This is a genomic window from Mesorhizobium sp. M0410, assembly GCF_040321435.1.
GTDB lineage: Bacteria > Pseudomonadota > Alphaproteobacteria > Rhizobiales > Rhizobiaceae > Mesorhizobium.
Genome location: NZ_JAMYRN010000029.1, coordinates 1 through 19,820, shown reverse-complemented (window position 1 = coordinate 19,820; position 19,820 = coordinate 1). Strand labels below are relative to the sequence as shown.

Annotated in this window: 21 protein-coding genes, 1 tRNA gene and 2 pseudogenes; 15 read left to right on the top strand and 9 right to left on the bottom strand. The window is 62.3% G+C overall.

Annotated elements, in window-relative coordinates; translation table 11 throughout:
- Positions 1 to 182 precede the first annotated feature (182 nt).
- Both NKI63_RS27415 and NKI63_RS27410 read left to right on the top strand, forming a co-directional pair.
- On the top strand, positions 183 to 986 hold the full coding sequence (locus tag NKI63_RS27415; protein ID WP_352737705.1) for an alpha/beta fold hydrolase: 804 nt from the start codon (positions 183 to 185) through the stop codon (positions 984 to 986).
- A gap of 133 nt (positions 987 to 1,119) precedes the next feature.
- Positions 1,120 to 1,737 carry a hypothetical protein gene (locus tag NKI63_RS27410; RefSeq protein ID WP_254819130.1) on the top strand — a complete coding sequence of 206 codons (618 nt, stop codon included), beginning with the start codon at positions 1,120 to 1,122 and terminating at the stop codon, positions 1,735 to 1,737.
- Positions 1,738 to 1,813: 76 nt separating this feature from the next.
- On the opposite strand, the gene NKI63_RS27405 is transcribed toward NKI63_RS27410, so the two are convergent.
- Positions 1,814 to 2,758 (bottom strand): metallophosphoesterase family protein, encoded by a 945-nt coding sequence (locus NKI63_RS27405; RefSeq protein ID WP_352478103.1) that lies wholly within the window; start codon positions 2,756 to 2,758, stop codon positions 1,814 to 1,816.
- Positions 2,759 to 2,811: 53 nt separating this feature from the next.
- Here NKI63_RS27405 and NKI63_RS27400 point away from each other — a divergent pair, with 53 nt between their 5' ends.
- Together NKI63_RS27400 and NKI63_RS27395 are read left to right on the top strand one after the other, a co-directional pair.
- The gene (locus tag NKI63_RS27400) at positions 2,812 to 3,312 is read left to right on the top strand and encodes an NUDIX domain-containing protein (protein WP_352823962.1); all 501 of its coding nucleotides are present in this window, start codon (positions 2,812 to 2,814) and stop codon (positions 3,310 to 3,312) included.
- Complete coding sequence (locus tag NKI63_RS27395) at positions 3,284 to 3,865, top strand: ABZJ_00895 family protein (protein WP_352823961.1); 582 nt, start codon at positions 3,284 to 3,286, stop codon at positions 3,863 to 3,865. The genes NKI63_RS27400 and NKI63_RS27395 overlap by 29 nt, the downstream gene beginning before the upstream one ends.
- A gap of 20 nt (positions 3,866 to 3,885) precedes the next feature.
- On the opposite strand, the gene NKI63_RS27390 is transcribed toward NKI63_RS27395, so the two are convergent.
- Positions 3,886 to 4,875 carry a glutathione S-transferase family protein gene (locus tag NKI63_RS27390; RefSeq protein WP_352823960.1) on the bottom strand — a complete coding sequence of 330 codons (990 nt, stop codon included), beginning with the start codon at positions 4,873 to 4,875 and terminating at the stop codon, positions 3,886 to 3,888.
- A gap of 278 nt (positions 4,876 to 5,153) precedes the next feature.
- On the opposite strand from NKI63_RS27390, the gene NKI63_RS27385 reads away from it, so the two are divergent.
- The 4 genes and pseudogenes from NKI63_RS27385 to NKI63_RS27370 all read left to right on the top strand — a co-directional run bounded on the left by NKI63_RS27385 (position 5,154) and on the right by NKI63_RS27370 (position 7,807).
- A complete protein-coding gene (locus NKI63_RS27385) occupies positions 5,154 to 5,690 on the top strand; it encodes a GNAT family N-acetyltransferase (RefSeq protein ID WP_254819127.1) in 537 nt (178 codons plus the stop codon).
- Positions 5,691 to 5,754: 64 nt separating this feature from the next.
- Positions 5,755 to 6,517, top strand: a pseudogene (locus tag NKI63_RS27380) (3-hydroxyacyl-CoA dehydrogenase).
- Positions 6,489 to 7,295: a HugZ family pyridoxamine 5'-phosphate oxidase gene (locus tag NKI63_RS27375; RefSeq protein WP_352777005.1), complete on the top strand. Its 807-nt coding sequence runs from the start codon at positions 6,489 to 6,491 to the stop codon at positions 7,293 to 7,295. The pseudogene NKI63_RS27380 and the gene NKI63_RS27375 overlap by 29 nt, the downstream one beginning before the upstream one ends.
- A gap of 173 nt (positions 7,296 to 7,468) precedes the next feature.
- On the top strand, positions 7,469 to 7,807 hold the full coding sequence (locus tag NKI63_RS27370; protein ID WP_254819124.1) for an ArsR/SmtB family transcription factor: 339 nt from the start codon (positions 7,469 to 7,471) through the stop codon (positions 7,805 to 7,807).
- 71 nt (positions 7,808 to 7,878) lie between these two features.
- Here the strand turns inward: NKI63_RS27370 and NKI63_RS27365 are convergent, their stop codons facing one another.
- Positions 7,879 to 8,883, bottom strand: coding sequence for a L,D-transpeptidase (locus tag NKI63_RS27365; protein ID WP_352777003.1), 1,005 nt, complete (start codon positions 8,881 to 8,883; stop codon positions 7,879 to 7,881).
- A gap of 312 nt (positions 8,884 to 9,195) precedes the next feature.
- On the opposite strand from NKI63_RS27365, the gene NKI63_RS27360 reads away from it, so the two are divergent.
- The gene (locus tag NKI63_RS27360) at positions 9,196 to 9,993 is read left to right on the top strand and encodes a TrmH family RNA methyltransferase (RefSeq protein WP_352737703.1); all 798 of its coding nucleotides are present in this window, start codon (positions 9,196 to 9,198) and stop codon (positions 9,991 to 9,993) included.
- A 110-nt stretch (positions 9,994 to 10,103) separates the two neighbouring features.
- Here the strand turns inward: NKI63_RS27360 and NKI63_RS27355 are convergent, their stop codons facing one another.
- Both NKI63_RS27355 and NKI63_RS27350 read right to left on the bottom strand, forming a co-directional pair.
- A complete protein-coding gene (locus NKI63_RS27355; RefSeq protein ID WP_352737702.1) occupies positions 10,104 to 11,267 on the bottom strand; it encodes a coiled-coil domain-containing protein in 1,164 nt (387 codons plus the stop codon).
- 147 nt (positions 11,268 to 11,414) lie between these two features.
- Complete coding sequence (locus tag NKI63_RS27350) at positions 11,415 to 11,996, bottom strand: DUF1134 domain-containing protein (protein WP_023679557.1); 582 nt, start codon at positions 11,994 to 11,996, stop codon at positions 11,415 to 11,417.
- A 339-nt stretch (positions 11,997 to 12,335) separates the two neighbouring features.
- Between NKI63_RS27350 and chpT the strand changes: the two genes are divergently transcribed.
- Together chpT and NKI63_RS27340 are read left to right on the top strand one after the other, a co-directional pair.
- The gene (gene chpT, locus NKI63_RS27345; protein WP_254819119.1) at positions 12,336 to 12,965 is read left to right on the top strand and encodes a histidine phosphotransferase ChpT; all 630 of its coding nucleotides are present in this window, start codon (positions 12,336 to 12,338) and stop codon (positions 12,963 to 12,965) included.
- Positions 12,966 to 13,205: 240 nt separating this feature from the next.
- A pseudogene (locus NKI63_RS27340) lies at positions 13,206 to 13,548 on the top strand (response regulator).
- Positions 13,549 to 13,651: 103 nt separating this feature from the next.
- On the opposite strand, the gene ctrA reads toward NKI63_RS27340, so the two are convergent.
- Positions 13,652 to 14,347: a response regulator transcription factor CtrA gene (gene ctrA / locus NKI63_RS27335; protein ID WP_006203583.1), complete on the bottom strand. Its 696-nt coding sequence runs from the start codon at positions 14,345 to 14,347 to the stop codon at positions 13,652 to 13,654.
- Between the two features lie 451 nt (positions 14,348 to 14,798).
- Between ctrA and NKI63_RS27330 the strand changes: the two genes are divergently transcribed.
- The gene (locus tag NKI63_RS27330) at positions 14,799 to 15,176 is read left to right on the top strand and encodes a flagellar export protein FliJ (RefSeq protein WP_023719275.1); all 378 of its coding nucleotides are present in this window, start codon (positions 14,799 to 14,801) and stop codon (positions 15,174 to 15,176) included.
- Positions 15,177 to 15,238: 62 nt separating this feature from the next.
- On the opposite strand, the gene NKI63_RS27325 is transcribed toward NKI63_RS27330, so the two are convergent.
- Entirely contained in the window at positions 15,239 to 15,634 is a 396-nt protein-coding gene (locus tag NKI63_RS27325) for a winged helix-turn-helix transcriptional regulator (RefSeq protein ID WP_352737758.1), read from the bottom strand.
- Between the two features lie 94 nt (positions 15,635 to 15,728).
- On the opposite strand from NKI63_RS27325, the gene NKI63_RS27320 reads away from it, so the two are divergent.
- The gene (locus NKI63_RS27320) at positions 15,729 to 16,655 is read left to right on the top strand and encodes an NADP-dependent oxidoreductase (RefSeq protein ID WP_352776999.1); all 927 of its coding nucleotides are present in this window, start codon (positions 15,729 to 15,731) and stop codon (positions 16,653 to 16,655) included.
- Between the two features lie 57 nt (positions 16,656 to 16,712).
- On the opposite strand, the gene sciP is transcribed toward NKI63_RS27320, so the two are convergent.
- Positions 16,713 to 16,988 carry a CtrA inhibitor SciP gene (sciP, locus tag NKI63_RS27315; RefSeq protein WP_023679563.1) on the bottom strand — a complete coding sequence of 92 codons (276 nt, stop codon included), beginning with the start codon at positions 16,986 to 16,988 and terminating at the stop codon, positions 16,713 to 16,715.
- A gap of 261 nt (positions 16,989 to 17,249) precedes the next feature.
- On the opposite strand from sciP, the gene mnmA reads away from it, so the two are divergent.
- Complete coding sequence (mnmA, locus tag NKI63_RS27310; protein WP_352776997.1) at positions 17,250 to 18,440, top strand: tRNA 2-thiouridine(34) synthase MnmA; 1,191 nt, start codon at positions 17,250 to 17,252, stop codon at positions 18,438 to 18,440.
- Positions 18,441 to 18,454: 14 nt separating this feature from the next.
- On the opposite strand, the gene NKI63_RS27305 is transcribed toward mnmA, so the two are convergent.
- Positions 18,455 to 19,414 carry a Gfo/Idh/MocA family protein gene (locus NKI63_RS27305; protein ID WP_254819113.1) on the bottom strand — a complete coding sequence of 320 codons (960 nt, stop codon included), beginning with the start codon at positions 19,412 to 19,414 and terminating at the stop codon, positions 18,455 to 18,457.
- Positions 19,415 to 19,649: 235 nt separating this feature from the next.
- Here NKI63_RS27305 and NKI63_RS27300 point away from each other — a divergent pair.
- Positions 19,650 to 19,726 (top strand) — tRNA-Met (locus tag NKI63_RS27300).
- Positions 19,727 to 19,820 lie beyond the last annotated feature (94 nt).

Here is a 19,820-nt window from a genome sequence, read left to right as displayed (position 1 = left end):
TCGCGAAGATTTTACTGGCCATCCGGACGGCCAAAGCGCAATTCAGACACAATTTGAACCGGCCAATCTGATCCCACATAGGTCTGATCGCGCATAAGACTGATCTCCGCATAAGTCTGATCTCCCGCAAAGACTGATCCTCGCATAAGACCGCCCCCGGGCATCTGATCCATAAAGTTTGCATGAGCCCATCTCTTTACGCTGCCGAACGGGGCACCGGCCCGACAACCATCGCCTTGCTGCATGGTTTCGGTGGCTGCCACGACGACTGGCGCGAGGTGGCCGCGTCCCTGGCACTCGGCGCGCGGACGTTGGCCTATGATCTGCCGGGGCATGGGCTGTCGCTCGATTTTCCGGGCAGCGGTCCGGCCAGGATTGCAGCCAGTGCCGTCCTTACGGATTTTTCCGCTCGCGGGATTAAGCGGGCCCATCTCGTCGGCCATTCGATGGGCGGCGCCGTGGCCGCCCTGATGGCATTGAACGAGCCGGAAAAAATAGCCTCGCTGACGCTGCTGGCGCCGGGCGGTTTCGGTCCTGAGATCAATGGTCCGCTGCTGCGTCGTTACGCCGCCGCTGCCGGCACGGATGAAATCCGCGCCTGTCTTGCCGACATGTCGGGACCACAAAGCCGACCTTCGCAGCATAGGGTCGATCTCGTCAACGAGATGCGGCAGCGTCCCGGTCAGCTACGGACACTTGTCGAGCTCGGGGCCGCCATGACCAGGGCTGATCGGCAAGGCGTCATCCCAAGCGAGCGGCTTAAAACGCTGAATATGCCAATCATGGTGGTTTGGGGAACCAACGACGCGATGCTGCCCGTCAGCCAGGCGGACGGCCTGCCGAAGCATTTTCATCTGCACCACGTGCTGGAAGCCGGCCACATGCTGGTCGAGGAAGCGCCCGGCCTGGTCGTCGAGGCTGTCCGTCGCAACATGCGGCGCCGCAGCAGGCGGCCTCGTCCAGAATTGGCTGCGGCGGCGAGCTGATCCGCCCTCGCGCGGGACGGCCGCGGCGCAGGTGCTCCTTCCACCGAACCCTTGCCGGCCCGTCGATCTGGCAAGTGCATTTTGCCGGCGGCTGTGTTAATTCGGTGTTAACCAAACCCGCGAGGCAACGCCGATGAAGGACGCAGGCGAGAACATCACCCAGATCGATCAGTCGCGAAAACTGTCCGATGCCATTCGCGACGTCAAGAACGCCTTCGCCGACCGCGACGATGTCGTCGTCGACATGCGCGAAGCGCATCGCATGCGGCTCGATCTGCTTGCCGCCGAACTCGCACCGGTCTTCGGCGACGTGCCCACCGACATGGACAGTTTCGACTTCGCCGTCTCGTCCGGCCTGCAGCCACGGCTGTGGATCGACGCCGTCAGCCATGTCGCCATGGGACGCGACCGCCGCACCTACCGCTTTCTCAAGGACACGCGCATCGGCCGCGTCGTCCTCGCCGAATCGACCGACATGAAGGTCGTTGCCGACCAGGTGACGCGCTATGTCGCCGAGCGCGTTGTCGAACGCCAGAGAATGATGGAAGGCGGCATCGAGCAAGCCGTCGCCGGCCTCAAACGCGCCCTGGTGGCGGAGGCCGAGCCGCCGCTGCAGATCGCCGCGCGCAGCAACGGCTGGTCGGCGTTCTTCTCGGGCCTCGGCCTGATCGCCGCCGGCGCCCTGGTCGGCCTGGCGATTTCGCTCGTACTGTTCTGGGATCGCATCGTCGCGATGAAAATCAGCTTCTGAAGCGGTTCAGCGTTTCACCGAAATGCTGAACGGCTCTATCTCTTTGTTTTGATGCAATTCCGGACGGAAAACCGCTTCACACTTTTCCTGGAATTGCTCTAGCCATCGACGCCTCGGCCTCGACGCCAAGCTCCAGCGTCTGCAGGTCGCTGGGCGGCAATGCCGGCCCGGTCAGGCCGCGGCGCGTCAGCTTGATCCGCCAATTGTCCTTTTCACCGTCGATGTCGAGCAGATTGTATTGCGCCGGCGCATGCGAACTGCCGGGGGCCTGCCCGGCGGCGGCGACCCCGACCACCGGGATTTTTGTCTTGCGGGCGCCGATGAAGAACAGCGACGGCACATGCGAATGGCCATGCAGCACAAGCTCGGCGCCGTGCCGGTGAAGCACCCTGTGGAAGCGCGAGATGCCGAACAGCCGCTTGTTCTGCGAAACGGCGCCGCGCATCGGCGGGTGGTGGATCATGATCACCCGGAACAGGCCGCGCTTGCCTGTGGCGTCGAGCATGCCGCGCAGCCGTTCCGCCTGGCCTTCCAGAAAGAAGCCGTTGGCCATGAACGGAGCCGTGGCGCGCGCCGTGGAGACGCCGATCAGCGCAACATCGCCGCGTACGCGCAGATACGGAAAGGTGTTGCGGTCGACCGGCGTATTGACGCCGTCGCCGGTCATCCACGCCGCCCACGACCGGCAGGTCTTGTCGAAGGCGCCCGGCACATAGGCGTCATGGTTTCCCGGCACGACCGACACGTCGTTGGGCGAGCCCAGCGTCTCCAGCCAGTGCTTGGCCATCTCGAGTTCACCGTCGAGCGCCAGATTGACCAGGTCGCCCGTGATGGCGAGATGGTCCGGCCCGCTGGCCTTCATGTCGGCGACGATCGTGTCGATGACGGCGTCGTGCATGTGGCGGCGGCGGTTGCGCTGCCAATTGACGTAGCCGACCACGCGCTTGGAGGCGAGATCGCGATAGGTTACATCGGGGAGCGGCCCCAGATGGACATCGGAAATATGCGCGAGCCTGAACATCTTTTCTTCATAGGCGAGGCGCGCGCCGCTTTCCACTCACGGTTTCGCGGACGATGACGACGCCGGATCCGGAGCAAGCCCTGCGCCAGACCGGCTGGCCGGGCCTCAGGGCACGGCTGTTTCACCTGTACTTCGTACTGCGGCGGCCGATGACGCTCGGCGTGCGCGGCTTGATCCACGACCGAGCCTCCAACTCCGTCTTCCTCATCCGCCATACCTATGTTCCTGGCTGGCACCTGCCCGGCGGTGGCGTCGAGCCGGGCGAGACCATGATCGAGGCGCTGGCGCGCGAACTGTTCGAGGAAGGCAACATCGCGCTGACCGGATCGCCGGTGCTGAAATCGCTGCATTTCAACCGCCGCGCTAGCCGCCGCGATCATGTCGGCCTCTATCTGGTCGAGGAGTTCAACCAGACAGCACCGAAACTGCCCGACCGCGAGATCGCCGAAGCCGGCTTCTTTTCGCTCGATCGCTTGCCCCAGGGAACGACTCCGGCAACTTTGCGACGGATTGCCGAGGTTTTTGATGGCGCGGCGGTATCGCCTTACTGGTGACTTAACAGCAGAGAATTTTCTTGCATTTGGAACTCAAGACTTTATTTTGCGTCGAATTCAGGGGAAACAAATGCCAGCTGACAAGATTGAAGCCGTAAATATTTGGCGTTATGTTGGAATTTATATTTCTGCAACAATAGTATTGTACGTTTCATGGGTAGCCTTTGTGTACCTGCTTCCATCCGTGGAAAAGAGCACAGCAACGGCCGTGAATTTAGCTATAATATTCGCGTCATCTTCTTTCTCCTACTCAGCATTCATAAAACGACATGGAAGACTATTTGAGCGAAGTGAGTATTGGAAAATAGTCATTCTTTCAACAGCTGCATCGTTGTTGTTTTCAATCGTTTGCCTACTGTTCTCGGTGCTGGTCGGCGTCGCGCCGACGAGCTTGGAAGATATCCCCGCCGGAGCCTGGATACTAGTTCTGGCAATACTTGCGCTTTTTGGATTTTGCCTCAACGCGATCGGCTTCAACAAGCGACTCGGCAAAATCTTTCTGAAGGCCAGTCGCGCCAGACGGGCCCAACTCGATGCGGAGCCTTTCCAGTAACCAGCTCGCGGTCGGTGGTTTCAAGCCGCCTTCCTGAACCTGTTTCGGTCATGCGGCGCGCCATAGTCGAGCTCTGGCCCGACCGGCACGATGCGCGTCGGGTTGATCGTCTCGTGGCTGCCGTAATAATGCGCCTTGATGTGGTGCAAATTCACCGTGCCGGCAACGCCTGGCACCTGGTAGAGGTCGCGCAGATAATTCGACAGGTTCGGATAGTCGGCGATGCGGCGCAGATTGCACTTGAAATGGCCGACATAGACCGGGTCGAAGCGGACCAGTGTCGTGAACAGCCGCCAGTCCGCCTCTGTGATGCGGCCGCCAACGAGATAGCGCTGCTTTGACAGGCGGTCCTCCAGCGTGTCGAGCGCCGAGAACAATTCGCCGAACGCCTCCTCGTAGGCTGTCTGCGCGGTGGCGAAGCCGGCACGGTAGACGCAATTGTTGACCGCGGGATAGACCAGCGCATTGACCGCATCGATCTCGCCGCGCAACGGTTGCGGATAGAAATCGAGCTTGGCATCGCCCCATTCGTCGAACGCCGAATTGAGCATGCGGATAATCTCGGAAGATTCGTTCGAAACGATGGTCTGCTCGCGTTTGTCCCACAGCACGGGAACGGTGACCCGGCCCGAATAGCCGGGATCGGCCCTGGTGTAGATCTGGTGCAGGAAATCGAGGCCGTAGAGCGTGTCGCCGGTGGCGCCGTCCTCGGCCAGGAACGTCCAGCCGTCGGCGCCCATGAAATGATGGACGACCGAGATGGAAATCACGTCCTCGAGTTTCTTGAGCACGCGAAAGATCAGCGTCCGATGCGCCCACGGGCAGGCGAGCGAGACATAGAGGTGATAGCGGCCGGGCTCGGCCTTGAAGCCGCGTTTTCGCCCTTCGGCCGGCGCGCCGTCGCGGGTCACCCAGTCGCGCCACTGTGACTGCGCGCGCACGAATTTCCCGCCGCTCTCCCCGGTATCGTACCAGCGGTCCTGCCATTGGCCTTCGACTAGCAATCCCATGAAATATCCTTTCGCGTTCCTACCCGATGTAGGGCAGCAAGCGGCCCCGCGGAAATCCCCGACGCTGAACAGATCGTCAACGGCTGCGTCGAGTGCATGTCGGCTGCGCCGGCCGATTGCGGCGGCTGAAAATTGGTGGTAGCGGACATCCGCATGTTTGACTTTGCCGTGATCCGGTTCGACCGACGACGAAAGAGCGCCCGCGCTTGATGAAGCGCTGACTGGCGAACGCTGCCGCTTGCAGCAAACCTTTCCTCGTATACCGGAACGCAAAGACCATGAGCCTTGCCGACGTGAAATACCTGCCGGAAACTCCGGCGCACGATCCTGAAATCGAAGCCATCAACAACGAGGCTTTCGGGCCGGGCCGTTTCGTGCTTGCCGCCTACAAGATCCGCCAAGCTGGCTCGCACGAACGCGCTTTGTCATTCGTGGCCGTCGACGGCGCAATCGTCGTCGCCTCGGTACGGATGACGCGTATCGCCGCCGGTGCCGGCCGCGCGCTGATGCTCGGGCCGCTCGCCGTGCGGCCGGCCTTCAAAAATCTCGGCATTGGCCGCAAGCTGGTGGCAATCGCGCTGGAAGCCGCCGCCAAGGCCGGCGCGCCGGCCGTGATGCTGGTCGGCGACGAACCCTATTACGGCCCGCTCGGCTTCAAGAGGCTGCCGCGCGGGCAGATCTCGATGCCGCGTCCGGTCGATCCCGATCGGCTTTTGGCGCACGAGATCATGCCGGGCGCGGTGGCAAGGCTGGTGGGCGAGGTTTGCCACGCCGACCAGGCAAGGATTGCCGAGCACATCGCCGCGATGGCGTGACCGTGCCGGCGCTGTTGCACGGTGGCTTCGCAGCATTAGTCTGGGCAGGAAGGCGAACGTCAAGATGAACCCGAACGGCCAGATTGCGATCGTCACCGGCGGCGGCTCCGGCCTTGGCGAGGCGACGGCGCGCGCTCTTGCCGCCCGTGCCGCCAGGGTTGCCGTCCTCGATCTCGGCATCGACCGGGCGGCCAAGGTGGCGGCCGACATCGGCGGCATCGCCGTCCAATGTGATGTGAGCGACGCGGAGAGCGGTGCCGCTGCTGTCGCGGAAGTGGGTGAGACGCTCGGCGAGCCGCGCATTCTGGTCAATTGCGCCGGCATCGCCATCGGCTTGAAGACGATCGGCAAGGACGGAGCGCACCCACTCGATCAATACCGCAAGGTGATCGAGGTCAATCTGATCGGCACCTTCAACATGATCCGCCTGGTCGCCGACCGGACCGCGAGGCTCGAACCGCTACAGGGCGGCGAGCGCGGCGTGATCGTCAACACCGCATCGGTCGCGGCCTATGACGGCCAGATCGGCCAGGCGGCCTATTCCGCGTCCAAGGCCGGCGTCGTCGGCATGACGCTGCCGGTGGCGCGCGATCTCGCCCCGCTTTGGCATTCGAGTCTGCACCATCGCGCCCGGCATCTTCAGGACGCCGATGATGGCCGGCATGCCGCAGGAGGTGCAGGATTCGCTCGGCGCCGCAGTACCCTTCCCTTCCCGTTTGGGCGAGCTTTCGGAATACGCGGCACTTGTCTTGCACATCGTCGAGAACCAGATGCTCAATGGCGAGACCATTCGCCTCGATGGCGCCATCCGCATGGCGCCGAAATAAAAGCGACGGTGGTGCTTTGGACGAACCCAGGAAAGACGTGATCCGCGCGACCGACGCCGAGGCGATCAGGCTGGCAAAGACGCTGATCCGCAGCGCCCGTTTCGGCGCGCTGGCGGTGCTCGAACCGGGGACCGGTTCGCCGCTGGCCAGCCGGGTCGGCGTCGCCACCGACATCGACGGCACGCCATTGATCCTGGTCTCGATGCTGTCCGCCCACACCGGCGCTATCCTGGCCGACCCGCGCTGCTCGTTGCTCGTCGGCGAACCCGGCAAGGGCGATCCGCTGGCGCATCCGCGACTGACGCTCGTCTGCCGCGCCGTGCGGCTTGAACGCGGATCAAACGAACACGCCCGCGCCGAGCGGCGCTACCTCAACCGCAACCCCAAGGCGAAGCTCTATGCCGGACTCGGCGACTTCTCGCTCTTCCGGGTCGAACCGGAGCGCGCCAGCCTGAACGGCGGCTTCGGCAAGGCCTATCTGCTCGACCGCACCGATCTGGTCGCGACGGGAGCGATCGTCGAAGAGCTTGCCGTCGGCGAGCAATCGGCACTCGACCATATGAACGCCGACCATCTCGATGCGATTGCCCTCTACGCAAGTCATTTCGGCGGGGCCGAGGGCGACGGCTGGATCGTCACCGGGTTCGACGCCGACGGGATGGATCTCGTATCCGGCGACAATGTCTGTCGGGTTTTCTTCCCCGAGCCGCTGGCAGCGACACGCGACCTCAGGCCTGTCCTGGTCGATATGGCAAAGGCAGGCCGATCGGCAAATTAATCACAGCCGCACAGTTAATCGGCTTGCATGGAAAGCAAGCCTTGAGATTTGAGCGAAATGTTCTACCTTTGCGAGTGACGCTGAATCGCTGGCGTGCATCTATAGGGAAAGTCTATGGAATCCGACGCTATTGCCCCCATAGCGGCGGATGAGCAAGAAGGCATGGGGGATCTATGGTCTCGAACAAACTAGTCGCCAACGCCGGAACCGCGGCTGCGTTTCTGACGCTGATGGGCAACGAAAAGCGTTTGTTGATCATGAGCTATCTGGCCGAGGGCGAGATGTCGGTCGGCGCCATAGCCGAGAAGGTGTCGCTCAGCCAATCCGCCCTGTCACAGCATCTGGCCAAGCTCAGGGCTTCCGACCTTGTCGAGACCCGCCGCGATCGGCAAATGATCTATTATTCCTGCAAATCCGGGGCGGTGCGCGAATTGCTGCATATGCTGGACGGCATTTTCGGCGAAGGTGAACTGTCGCAGATGGCTCACCGGCTGCGTCGCGCCGGGACTTGAGCGGCCGAGGCGGAGAACACCCCGCCAAATCCGCTTGCCGCCAAATCCGCTTTGCTGCCAAGTCAGCCTTGCTACTGAACACGCTCGTCGGCGGCCTGCGCAATCTCCTCCTTGAACTCGACCTTGGTGCCCGGCTGCACCATGGAGGCAAGGTCTTCGGCATCCCAGTTGGTCAACCGGATGCAGCCATGCGAAAAGGTCGTGCCGATCTTGCCTGGTTCGGGCGTGCCGTGGATGCCGTAGCTTTCGATGGAAAGGTCGATCCAGACCGATCCCACGGGATTGTTCGGCCCGGCGGCGATGGTGAAGGGCCGCTTGGTCTTGACCCCCTTGAAAGCGAAGTCCGGATCGTAGTGATAGGTAGGATTGTGCACCACTCGCCTGACCTCTGCCATGCCGCTTGGCGCCGGCTTCTCCTCGCTCCCAATCGAGGCGGGGTAGACCGCCAGCCATTTGCCGGCACGGTCGAGCACACGCACCAGGCGAGCGCCCTTGTCGACCTCGATGGTGGCGACGCCGGCGGGAGGGTCGCCCCTGTCGACATCCGGCACCACCAAGGTCCTGCCGGGCTTCCTGAGGCTGGTGCCCGGATTGAGCATTCTCAGCAATTGTTCGCTGACATGGAAGCGCTCGGCCAACCTCTCCACCGCATTGCGGTAGCCGAGCCGCCGCAGGCGGGCCATCCTCTCCAAGCGGGCGGGAATACGCCGGGTGAACGGTCCACGCACATCCTTGCGCATCACCTCATAGGTCGCCAGCACCGGCTTGGCGGAGGTTGCGATGAGTTTGCTCCAGGTCTGTGGACTGAGCTTGCCATCGGGCGGAAGTCCGTTTGCCGCCTGAAACGCGGCGACGGCCTTGGCGAAGTTCTGGGAAAGGCGACCGTCGATCAGGCCCGGCGAGAAGCGGGCGCGATCCAGAAGGATCTGCGCCTTCAGCAGCATCGGATCGACACCCTTCGGTTCGCCGACAGTGAATTGGGCCTGATTGACGGTGGCAGGATCGAGCTTGGCGGCGCGGCCCACGCCGCATGCAAGGGCAAGCGTGGCGGCAAAGACGACGAGGAGCCTGATCATCGATGTCCTTCCAGGACCGCAGCAGGAGCCCGCTTCTATGACGCGGCATGGCCCTGTGCGGTTCCCTCGCCCCATCGAAATTCTGCATTGAAGCGGCTTTGCCGAAGAGCCGTACCGCGGGAATCAATATTCCCCCGTCGCCAAAGCCCGGGCAGATTCCATCCTGGCCCGGCGCCCCAGTGACTGGATGACTATTAGAACGGCGTGCATCCATTTCGACGCTGAGATACGGTCTGAGCTTCGGATCCGGCATCATGCCTTCCGAAACCGAGTCCCGATTCGTGCCCGACGCCATGGTCCGCCGAGGAAGCCATGAATCCGATCCGCATAGACGATCCGCACGATCCCCGCGTCGCAGCCTATCTCGACATCCGGGAGCGAGATCTTGCCGGCCGGCAAGGCCGTTTCGTCGCCGAAGGCAAGGTGGTGCTCGACACGCTGCTCGCCGCCCGGCGCTTCGAGGCAGAATCGGTGCTGGTACTCGAAAACCGGCTGGCCGGCCTCGATGACGTCTTGCGCAAGGCGCCTGCCGGGCTTCCGATCTATGTCGCATCCGGCGAAATCATCGACAGGATTGCCGGATTCCACATGCATCGCGGCATATTGGCGATCGGCCGCAAGGGCGCGGCCATCTCCGCCGAGGCCTTGCTTGGCGCACTGCCCGCCCGCGCGCTGATCGTGGTGCTGGTCGGCATCGCCAATCATGACAATATGGGCTCGATCTTCCGCAATGCCGCGGCCTTTGGCGCGGATGCCGTGCTTCTCGACCCGACCTGCTGCGATCCGCTGTACCGCAAGGCAATCCGCGTCTCGGTGGGTGCGGCCTTGAAAGTCCCCTTCGCCTGCTTTGCCGATACCGCCGGCTGCACCGCAATGCTCGACCGGCAAGGCTTCAGCCAATTCGCCTTGTCGCCGCGCGGGCAGATCGACATTCGCGATGCCGAGAGAAACGAGCGGCTGGCGCTCTATCTCGGCACCGAGGGCGAAGGCCTGCCGGAAAGCCTGCTTGCCCGCCTGCAGACGCTACGGATCGGTATGGCGCAAGGCTTCGACAGCCTGAACGTCGCCGCCGCGTCAGCCATCGCGCTGCATCATTTTTCCGGAGCCTGATGCAGGCTGCGCAAAAGCGTGCAGCGGTTTTGCGATAACTTAAAGCGCGTCCGATGAGGCCGGTCGAACGCGACGCGCTTTGGAGCCGCCGCACTCGCACTTGCGGTATCTCAGTCGGTCGAAGCGGCCTTCTGCAGCGCTCGCACCCGATCGGCAAGGCTGCGTCCGCCGCTCCCCGGCCGCGTATCCTCAGCCGCTGCAAGCGCCCGGGCGATCGGCGAATCCGGCCCGTCGAGCTTTGCCGTCAGGGCCACGACTTGCGCCGCCAGATCGTTCATCTCTTCGCGCAATGCCGCGCCGGCTCTGCCGGCATCATCTCCGGCCCGTGATTTCGACGTTTCAACGGCAGCAAGATCTGTCTTCAGCCGCCTGTTCTCGCGTGCCAGCGATGTCAGCCTGGCCTCCAGCCGCTCGCGGTCGGCGTCGAGCTTGGCGGTTGTCTTTTCGATGTCGCCGTTGGCGGCCACATTGACCTGACTGCCTGGCACGCCGGCAAGACCCGCCGCAGGCGCCCTTTCAGCGCCTTTCGGCTTTTCGCGAAGGCGCACCAGTTCCTTCTCGCGGCGCTCCAGCCTGTCCTCGCGATCGGCCAGCGTGGCGAGCAGGCGTTCGATTTTCTTTTCGAGGTCGCCGGTTCTTTTCTTCTCGGCCTTCAGCGCGTCCCGCAAAGCCTTGCTTTCGGCTGCCAATTCCTGGCTGCGCCTGTCCGCCTCCTTACGCTGGCCGCGCAGCAGCGAAATGTCGCTCGCCAGCTTCTGCAGCTCGGATTCGCGCGCCACCAGCTCGATCTGCCGGCTGCTGGATGAGAAACTGGCGTCGTCATACATGTGCTCCAGTTTCCGCAGTTCGAGCCCGCGCTTTTCGAGGGCGCGCTCGGTCTCCGCAAGCCGCTCCGACAGCTGCTGCAGCTGCTCATCGCGCTTGCGAAGCTCCTCGCCCCTGGTTGTAAGATCGGCGACGACCCGGTTCTTGTCCTGCCGCTCGGCCGCCAATTCCTTCAGGGCTTCGCGGTCGCGGCCGATCTCGACCAGCTGTTCGGCGGCCTTCTCGCGCAATGACTTGACGGTCATTTCCAGCCGGCGCACCGAAACCGCGAACTCGGCGCGAATGCGATCCTTGTCCGCCTGGATCTCGGCCAGCGTCAACGGCATCGAACTCTCGACGCGCTTGCGCGTCAGCGCCACCGCCCGCCGCCACACGGCCGGAGCAATCATCAGCGCCAGAAAGCCCGCGCAGAGAAAGCCGAGAACAAAGAACAGGATCGACTGGACCAAGATGACTATCCGTTGTGCATGGCAACCGCCAAAGGTCGACTTTGCCATCTTCGCATGACGGAAATCCGGCGCCACGGCAAGAGTATGTCGCGGCAAAGCTCGGGCCGCTGGATCACAGGCCCAATCGCCGTCGCTCCGTCATGCCGGTCAGAACGGATTCCAGGTCGCGCGCTGGGTGAGCTTGAGGTAGCCGAGATTGACGCCGAGACGGGCGCCGACGCCGGTACGGATCGGCACGAGCAGCACATTGTTGTTCTTCAGCACGTTGAAACCGACGCCGGCGACGACATAGGCGGAGCCGGCGACGCCGCCAAAACGGTTATAGAGGCTGCTCACATCGTCCAGATTGTAGACCAGCATCATGACGCGTGAGCCTTCGCCGCCGAAATCCCAGCCGAGCGACGGGCCTTGCCAGAACACTTTGTGATCGCCGGCATTTTTGGTGTAGAGCGTGCCTTCGCCATAGGTCAGGCCACCGATCAGCGCCCCGGACCCCTCCTCGCCGAGCAGATAGCCGTTCGGCAGGCCATAGGTGGCGAAAATCTTCTCGACGACGGTGGCGAGCCCGCCCGATGTCGCGCCGAAGAATTTATGACCGGAATCGACGATCTCCTGGGCCGTGTATTCCTGCGCCCGCGCCGCCGATGCCGAAAAGGCGACAAGGCCGATGAGCGCGATCGTCATTGAGATGACACGGAAAAAAGTCCGGTCGTAGAATCGGGAAACCATGCTTCCAATCTCCGTCAGGGAGCACTTTCGCCGACGCCTCGCATCCGTACGGCTCTTTGGCGGCCGTTAAGGATGACTGTTAGGGGCAAACTATGCCGTAATCCTTTTTCAACCATTAAACTCTCACATGAAGATGGCGGTTCGAAGGCTGTTTCGCATCGCCCGCGCAGCACCCTGCTGCGTGAACACACCATTTTCGACAATCAAAATTTTGGATTTGTTGCTGCACGCATAAGCGCTGTGTATTCAGAATGCTTGGGAGAGAGCGTGATTCGTGTTGACAGGCGTGATCATGATCGCCCGGTCATTGTGTTGTGAAATTTGCAGGGATTTTTGCCGATGGCCGAGCTTTTCACCCTTTCCGCACCCGACCTGGCTGCGCTTTTGTGCAGCCGGGTCTGCCACGACATCATTTCGCCGGTCGGCGCCATAAACAACGGGCTTGAGCTGCTCGACGAGGGCGGCGCCGACGAAGACGCCATGAAACTGATCCGCCAAAGCGCCAAAAACGCTTCCGCCCGCCTGCAATTCGCCCGCATCGCCTTCGGCGCCGCCGGTTCCGCCGGCATGCTGATCGACACCGGGGATGCCGAGGCCGTGGCCATCGCCTTCCTGAAGAACGAGAAGCCGGAACTGGTCTGGAACGGGACCCGTGCGCTGTTGCCCAAGAACAAGGTCAAGCTGCTGCTCAATCTCATCCTCGTCGCCAACGCCGCCATTCCGCGCGGCGGCAGGCTGGCGGTCACGCTGGAGAACCTGGAGACCGAGCCGCGCTTTGCACTCGCGGCGAGCGGCCCGATGCTGCGCGTGCCGCCCAAATTCCTGGAATTGCATTCCGGCAACAGGCCGGACGAGCCGATCGACGCGCATTCGGTGCAGCCCTATTACACGCTGCTCCTGGCCCGCGAAGCCAACATGACGATTTCGATCCACGCGACCGCCGACGAGATCGTCCTTTCGGCAGCCTGAAGTTCTCCGAAAGAGCGGGGAAAGTATTTTCTCCAAGTCCTATTTACGGCGTGGTCTTAATATTTGTGAGAGACGCGCTTGCAGATTGATTGCGTGAAGCATTGCGAAAGAAGATTTCACTAAAAACACCTTCAGGAAAGTTTTACCTAACGGCTTTTCGGCTTCTTTACCAGATCGGCCTATGTTCCCCGGCAGATGCCACGACGCTGCCGGTTCGCCAAACGGCAAGAGGGTCCGGGAATGAAACGCTGCATGTTCGTCGATAATTCGAGCGTCATCAGGAAGGTCGCAAGGCGTATCCTGGGCGGTTCCGGCATGATGGTGATCGAAGCCGCCAGCGGCCACGAGGCGATCGAGATGTGCGCGGCCGACATGCCTGATATCATCGTCGTCGACGGCGCCTTGCCGGACATGCAGGCGCAGGACCTCATCCGCCGCGTGCGCGCCATGGAAAGCCCGGTATTGCCGCAGGTTTTGATTTCGCTGGCGGGCAAAACGAGCCGGCGCCCAGGGCTACCTGCTGAAGCCGTTCAACCGGCCGCAACTGCTCGAGTGCTTCCGCGCCTTGAAGGTTGCCGCCTGATCAGAGCTGTTCAATTCCGACGAAAATCGGATCGGCTCTATCTTGTTGTTTGCCAGGTTCTTTCCGAAAAAACCGGCGCCCACCTTGGGATCACGCCCCTAGCTCAGGCGCTGACGCGGATATCTTCGGGCTCACGCAGCACATAGCCGCGGCCCCAGACGGTCTCGATGTAATTCTGCCCGCCAGACGCGGCGTCAAGCTTCTTGCGCAGCTTGCAGATGAAGACGTCGATGATCTTCAGCTCCGGCTCATCCATGCCGCCATAGAGATGATTGAGGAACATTTCCTTGGTCAGCGTGGTGCCCTTGCGCAGCGAGAGCAGTTCCAGCATCTGATATTCCTTGCCGGTCAGATGCACGCGCTGGCCACCGACCTCAACGGTCTTGGCATCGAGATTGACCACCAGGTCGCCCGTCGTGATGACCGACTGGGCGTGGCCCTTGGAACGCCGCACGATGGCATGGATGCGGGCGACCAGTTCGTCCTTGTGGAAGGGCTTGGTCATGTAATCGTCGGCGCCGAAGCCGAGGCCGCGCACCTTGTCCTCGATGCCGGCCATGCCGGAGAGGATGAGGATCGGCGTCTTCACCTTGGAAAGGCGAAGCGTTCTCAAAACTTCATAGCCCGACATGTCGGGGAGATTGAGATCGAGGAGAATGATGTCGTAATCATAAAGCTTGCCTAGATCGACGCCCTCTTCGCCAAGGTCGGTCGTATAGACATTGAAACTTTCTGATTTCAGCATCAGCTCGATGCTTTGTGCGGTTGCACTGTCGTCTTCTATCAGCAGAACGCGCATTTCATTCCCCTTTTCTGCTGCCGGACCATTTCACGACCCGTCCAGGACCGGAGCAGTGATTGCCCTGAGCAGAGGCTGCCATCGAATGGTTAATAAAACCTAATTCCCCGTCCGTGACGGTATCAGATTTTTTAACCCCTTTCTACACCTTGTTGAATCCAATAACGAATCACAGACCCAAACCGTTAATGCGGCACATTAATAAGCCAGACTAAGTGACTCTTCGGACTCGTTGGCCGGGTTTCGCGACGAGAAGCAGAATTTTTACCCGCCCTTAAGTCCTGAGCCGTATGATTAACAATGCCCGTAAACGAATGGTTACCGCCGGCAAAAAACTTTAGGAGTTTGTTTCCCATAGTTCCGGGAAAGCCGGTGGAAACGGGTCACGCCTGGGCCTTGCCGGGTGAATTGGACGATATGTGCAGGTGTGCGTTTCCGGGAGTACCGAATCATGAAGTCACGTGAAAACCTCGTTCGGCTGAAGCAATTTCAGGTGAGCGAGAAGCGGCGGCAGCTGCTGCAGCTCGACATGATGATCGCCGAATTCGAGCGCATGGCCGTCGAGCTGGAACTTCAGATCGCTGCCGAAGAGAAGAAGGCCGGCATCACCGACATCAATCACTTTGCTTATCCGACCTTCGCCAAGGCGGCACGTCTACGCCGCGACAACCTTAGAAATTCGCAAAGCGACCTCGCCCAGCAGCGAAATGTCGCCGAATCACTGCTGAGCGAAGCCGAAGCGGAGCTTTCCAAGGCCGAGATGCTGGAATCGCGCGACACCAAGGCGCGCGACACGGAAGCCGGCGGCCGCAGCGCCATGATCGGCTGAAAACAAGACTTTAACGCGCGTCGCGCTTGCGCGCTATTGCTGCGCACCGAACTGTGCCCACCTCAGGCACTCAAATCTTCTTGCTGTTCCGCCGCCCGTGCGCGCGCATTTTTGATGTCGGGCACATGCTGCTCCGACCAGGCTCTGATCTGATTGAGCAGTCCTGCCAGGTTCTTGCCAAGTTCGGTCAGCTCATATTCGACCCGCGGCGGAACGACCGGGAAAACCTCGCGCCGCACAAGCCCGTCGCGTTCCAGGATACGCAGCGTCTGCGTCAGCATTTTCGGCGTGATGCCTTCGAGCTTGCGCGCCAATTCGCCGTTGCGGAGCCGGCCCCGGCGCAGCGCACAGATCACCAGGTAGACCCATTTGCTGGCGAGCGTCTCGAGCACGGCGTGTGACGGGCACGACCGCCGAAAGGCGTCATAGCCGAAAGGGGAAACATCTTCACTATCCATGAGGTGCGTATATATCAAAAAGGTACATACTAGACAAGAGAATGTAACTATCCAAAATGATAGTGGCACATCAAAACCAGCAGGAGAGCCTTCCATGCGTGCCATTATTCAGAATTCCTTCGGCGGACCCGACGTCCTCGTCGTTGCCGATCGCCCCGCGCCATCACCCGAGGCCGGCGAAGTGCTCGTCCGCATCGAGGCGGCCGGCATCAATCCGGTCGATGGTGCGGTGCGCGGCGGCCACTATCCGCTGCTTGGCGAGCCGCCTTTTGTCCTTGGCTGGGACGTTTCGGGAGTTGTCGAGGCGCTGGGCTCCGGCGTCTCCGGCCTCAAGGTCGGCGATGCCGTGTTCGGCATGACGCGCTTTCCCAAACAGGCGGCAGCCTACGCCGAACTCGCCGCTGTCCCGGCTGATGAGCTTGCGCCGAAACCCGAAGGCATGGATCACGCGCAAGCCGCCGCACTGCCGCTGGCCGGCCTGACGGCCTGGCAAGGCCTTGTTCGCCATGGCCGGCTCGAACCTGGTAAGCGCGTGCTGATCCACGCCGGAGCCGGTGGCGTCGGCCATCTGGCGGTACAAATCGCCAAGGCGCACGGCGCTTACGTCGTCGCGACCGCCAGCCCGGAAAAGCTCGATTTCGTCGGCTCGCTCGGCGCCGACGAGGTGATCGACTACACAAGGGATGATTTCACCGGGAAGGCCCGCGACATCGATCTGGTTCTGGACCCGTTCGGCGGCGTGCATGCGGAGCAATCACTGAAAGTGCTCACCGCTGGCGGCGTTCTGGTGTCGCTGCTCGATGTCAGCGATGCCACCAAGGCAAAGGCCAGGACGCGAGGCGTCCGCGTCGAGCGCATGTCCGTAGTGCCCGACCGTGCCGCCCTGGTGGAGCTCGGCAAATTGATCGACGCGAAAAAGCTGGCCGTCCACGTGGCAAAGGCGTTTCCGCTCGAACAGGCCGGTGCCGCCCATGCCTTTCTCGCCACCAGGCCGATCGGCAAGGTGGTGCTGACGGTCTGAAATTGCAGATCGTCGCCCCTCGCAAACGTAAGGGCGCTGATCAGCGCCCTTACCGGCCTAATGCCGGTATTGCTGGATGCGCGTGGTGCGCAGGCCGGCAAGGCCGTATTCGTCGATCGACGCCTGCCAGGACAGGAATTCCTCGGTGGTGAGCTTGTAGCGCTGGCATGCCTCTTCGAGGCTCAAAAGCCCGCCACGCACCGCCGCCACCACTTCCGCCTTGCGCCGGATAACCCAGCGACGTGTGTTTGTCGGCGGCAGATCGGCGATGGTAAGTGGGCTGCCGTCTGGCCCGATAACATATTTGACTCGCGGTCTAATTAGATCGGTCATCGTACTCTCTACAAAAAACTCAAAGACCCAATCCCCACCACATTACCGCCACAGCTTTAAAATTTGCCTAAGCAGACCCTAATGGTTAGGTAAGGATCATGAACGCGGCGTTAGCCTTTTCATCGGCATTTGAAACATCTGCCGGCATGCGCGTTGAACCCGGCAGGAAAAATGAACCGGCCCGGCAAAGCTGGCGCAGTCGAGACGCTTGACCTATATTCCGGCCATTGGCACTGAAGCGCCGCGCAGAACGAAAGAACCATGAACAGCCTCGATCTTCCCGGACGCCCCGAAAACACCCGCGTCGTCGTCGCCATGTCGGGCGGTGTCGATTCGTCGGTCGTTGCCGGCCTCCTGAAGCGCGAGGGCTACGACGTCGTCGGCGTCACATTGCAGCTTTATGACCACGGCGCGGCAACGCACCGGGCCGGCTCATGCTGCGCCGGCCAGGACATCGACGATGCCCGCCGCGTCTCCGAGACGCTCGCCATCCCGCATTACGTCCTCGATTACGAGGAGCGCTTCCGCAAGGCGGTGATCGACCCGTTCGCCGAGAGCTATGTCGCCGGCGAAACGCCGATCCCTTGCGTCTCCTGCAATCAGACGGTGAAATTCGCCGATCTTCTCGCGACCGCCAAGGAACTCGGCGCCGATGCGCTGGCCACCGGCCACTACATCCGCTCCGGCGCCAATGGCGCCCATCGCGCGCTTTACCGGCCGGTCGACGCCGACCGCGACCAGAGCTATTTCCTGTTCGCCACCACCCAGGCGCAGATCGACTATCTGCGTTTTCCGCTCGGCGGCCTGTCGAAGCCTGAAGTTCGCGCCATCGCCGAGGAGATGGGACTGACGGTCGCCGCCAAGCAGGACAGCCAGGACATCTGCTTCGTGCCACAGGGCAAGTATTCCGACATCATCGCCAAGCTGAAGCCGGCTGCCGCCAATCCGGGCGACATCGTCCATATAGACGGGCGCGTGCTTGGCCGCCACGAGGGCATTTTGCGCTACACCGTCGGTCAGCGCCGCGGCATCGGCATCGCCTCCGGCGAGCCGCTCTACGTCGTCCATCTCGACGCCGACCGGGCCCGTGTCGTCGTCGGCCCGCGCGAGGCGCTGGAGACCCACAAGATCTTCTTGCGCAACATGAACTGGCTCGGCGATGGCCCGCTGACCGCTATCCCGGCGGCCGGGCTTGAGCTTTTCGCCAAGGTACGCTCGACGCGGCCGCCGCGCCCGGCGGTGCTGCATCACCGCGCCGGCGTCACTTCGGTGGAGCTGGTTGACGGCGAGTCCGGCATCGCCCCCGGTCAGGCCTGCGTGCTCTATTCCGGCGACGGCAACGAGGCGCGCGTGTTCGGCGGCGGCTTCATCGAGCGCTCCGAGCGCGGCGCCGAAGCCGAGGCGATGCTGACGCGGCTTGCCGTCCAGCCGGCGCGGGTTCCCGCCGAATAGAGGGCGTTTTCTCTTTAGGGTCTGGTGTGGGCAACGGTGCCGGCGGTCAGGATGCGCAGCACGCGGATGGCTTCCTCACCGCTGGTGCGCGGTTCGGCCCGCGTCTCGATGCAGTGGATGAAATGCTCCAGCTCGCGCGTGAGCGGCATGCCCTCGCCGACCGCCACATAGGACGGCTCGTTGGCGGTGAACGCCCATTGGCCGCTGTCCTGCCACACCGCATGGCGGTAGACGGCAAGCTTGCGCTCCCACGGCTCGACATCGTCGAACACCGCCATCGCCTTGGTGCCGACCACGGTCAGCCGCCGTTCGCGGTAGGGATTGAGCCGCGAGGCGAACAGATGGCCGCGCAAGCCGCTGGGAAAGCGCATATGCAGATGCGCAAAGTCGCTGAGATTGTCGAGAAGGGCAGCGCCTTCGCCGCGCACCTCGACCGGTTCGGTGCCGGTGATGGCCAGGATCATCGACAGATCGTGCGGCGCCAGATCCCACAACGCATCGTTTTCGGTGTGGAACTTGCCGAGCCCGAGCCGATGCGAGTGGATGTAGCGGACTTCGCCGAGTTCGCCATTGTCGATCAGCGCCTTCAGCGTCTCGAAGGCGGGATGAAAGCGCAGCACGTGGCCGACCATGAAGACACGGCCATTATCGGCGGCCGCCTGCACCGAACGCTCGGCATCGGCCACCGTCAGCGCGATCGGCTTCTCCACCAGCACGTCCTTGCCGCCGAGCACGGCGCGCACCGCCATGTCGGCATGGAACTGCGGCGGCAGCGCCATGACAATGGCGTCGACATCGTCGCGGGCAAACAGCGCCTCCGGCTCGATCGCCAGGCAATCCTGCTCGCTGGCAAAACCCTCCGCACGCGCAGGGTTGACGTCCGAAACCGCATGCAGCGCGCCGAGCGCCTTTAGGGTGCGGATGTGGTTGCTGCCCCAGTATCCGCAACCGAGGACTGCAATGCGCGGTTTCATCAATTCATGACCATGGCTTTCGTGGCCGAGACATAGCGACGTGCCTCGCTGAACTCAACCCCGGCCTGTGCGCCCAATGTCTGCCCGGCAAAGCTTTAGGCGCCAGCAATATGCCGGCGCGGCAGCCACTTCGATGCTTGACAGGCTTGGCCTCGCAACCTTATATCCGCGCGACCTTGGCGAACGCGCCGATATGCCTGCCGATTTAAGCTGGATTTCGGGCCTTCGCCGCCCTGGCGGGGTAGCTCAGTTGGTTAGAGCACGGGAATCATAATCCTGGGGTCGGGGGTTCAAGTCCCTCTCCCGCTACCAAAAATCGAAGGTACGACCCGGAGACATGGGTAACAGAATGTACCTAAGACATGGGTGACAACCTCGTGCCGAACGGGTTGTCGATGGTCTGCAA

What these genes read in the sequence shown, in the direction of transcription:
- ctrA (WP_006203583.1), bottom strand. Translation starts at nt 14,347, where the DNA reads ATGCGCGTTCTGCTGATAGAAGACGACAGTGCAACCGCACAAAGCATC.
- mnmA (WP_352776997.1), top strand. Translation starts at nt 17,250, where the DNA reads ATGAACAGCCTCGATCTTCCCGGACGCCCCGAAAACACCCGCGTCGTC.
- NKI63_RS27415 (WP_352737705.1), top strand. Translation starts at nt 183, where the DNA reads ATGAGCCCATCTCTTTACGCTGCCGAACGGGGCACCGGCCCGACAACC.
- sciP (WP_023679563.1), bottom strand. Translation starts at nt 16,988, where the DNA reads ATGACCGATCTAATTAGACCGCGAGTCAAATATGTTATCGGGCCAGAC.
- NKI63_RS27390 (WP_352823960.1), bottom strand. Translation starts at nt 4,875, where the DNA reads ATGGGATTGCTAGTCGAAGGCCAATGGCAGGACCGCTGGTACGATACC.
- NKI63_RS27410 (WP_254819130.1), top strand. Translation starts at nt 1,120, where the DNA reads ATGAAGGACGCAGGCGAGAACATCACCCAGATCGATCAGTCGCGAAAA.
- NKI63_RS27370 (WP_254819124.1), top strand. Translation starts at nt 7,469, where the DNA reads ATGGTCTCGAACAAACTAGTCGCCAACGCCGGAACCGCGGCTGCGTTT.
- NKI63_RS27365 (WP_352777003.1), bottom strand. Translation starts at nt 8,883, where the DNA reads ATGATCAGGCTCCTCGTCGTCTTTGCCGCCACGCTTGCCCTTGCATGC.
- chpT (WP_254819119.1), top strand. Translation starts at nt 12,336, where the DNA reads ATGGCCGAGCTTTTCACCCTTTCCGCACCCGACCTGGCTGCGCTTTTG.
- NKI63_RS27395 (WP_352823961.1), top strand. Translation starts at nt 3,284, where the DNA reads ATGGCGCGGCGGTATCGCCTTACTGGTGACTTAACAGCAGAGAATTTT.
- NKI63_RS27350 (WP_023679557.1), bottom strand. Translation starts at nt 11,996, where the DNA reads ATGGTTTCCCGATTCTACGACCGGACTTTTTTCCGTGTCATCTCAATG.
- NKI63_RS27405 (WP_352478103.1), bottom strand. Translation starts at nt 2,758, where the DNA reads ATGTTCAGGCTCGCGCATATTTCCGATGTCCATCTGGGGCCGCTCCCC.
- NKI63_RS27400 (WP_352823962.1), top strand. Translation starts at nt 2,812, where the DNA reads ATGACGACGCCGGATCCGGAGCAAGCCCTGCGCCAGACCGGCTGGCCG.
- NKI63_RS27375 (WP_352777005.1), top strand. Translation starts at nt 6,489, where the DNA reads ATGGCGCCATCCGCATGGCGCCGAAATAAAAGCGACGGTGGTGCTTTG.
- NKI63_RS27325 (WP_352737758.1), bottom strand. Translation starts at nt 15,634, where the DNA reads ATGGATAGTGAAGATGTTTCCCCTTTCGGCTATGACGCCTTTCGGCGG.
- NKI63_RS27320 (WP_352776999.1), top strand. Translation starts at nt 15,729, where the DNA reads ATGCGTGCCATTATTCAGAATTCCTTCGGCGGACCCGACGTCCTCGTC.
- NKI63_RS27360 (WP_352737703.1), top strand. Translation starts at nt 9,196, where the DNA reads ATGAATCCGATCCGCATAGACGATCCGCACGATCCCCGCGTCGCAGCC.
- NKI63_RS27330 (WP_023719275.1), top strand. Translation starts at nt 14,799, where the DNA reads ATGAAGTCACGTGAAAACCTCGTTCGGCTGAAGCAATTTCAGGTGAGC.
- NKI63_RS27385 (WP_254819127.1), top strand. Translation starts at nt 5,154, where the DNA reads ATGAGCCTTGCCGACGTGAAATACCTGCCGGAAACTCCGGCGCACGAT.
- NKI63_RS27305 (WP_254819113.1), bottom strand. Translation starts at nt 19,414, where the DNA reads ATGAAACCGCGCATTGCAGTCCTCGGTTGCGGATACTGGGGCAGCAAC.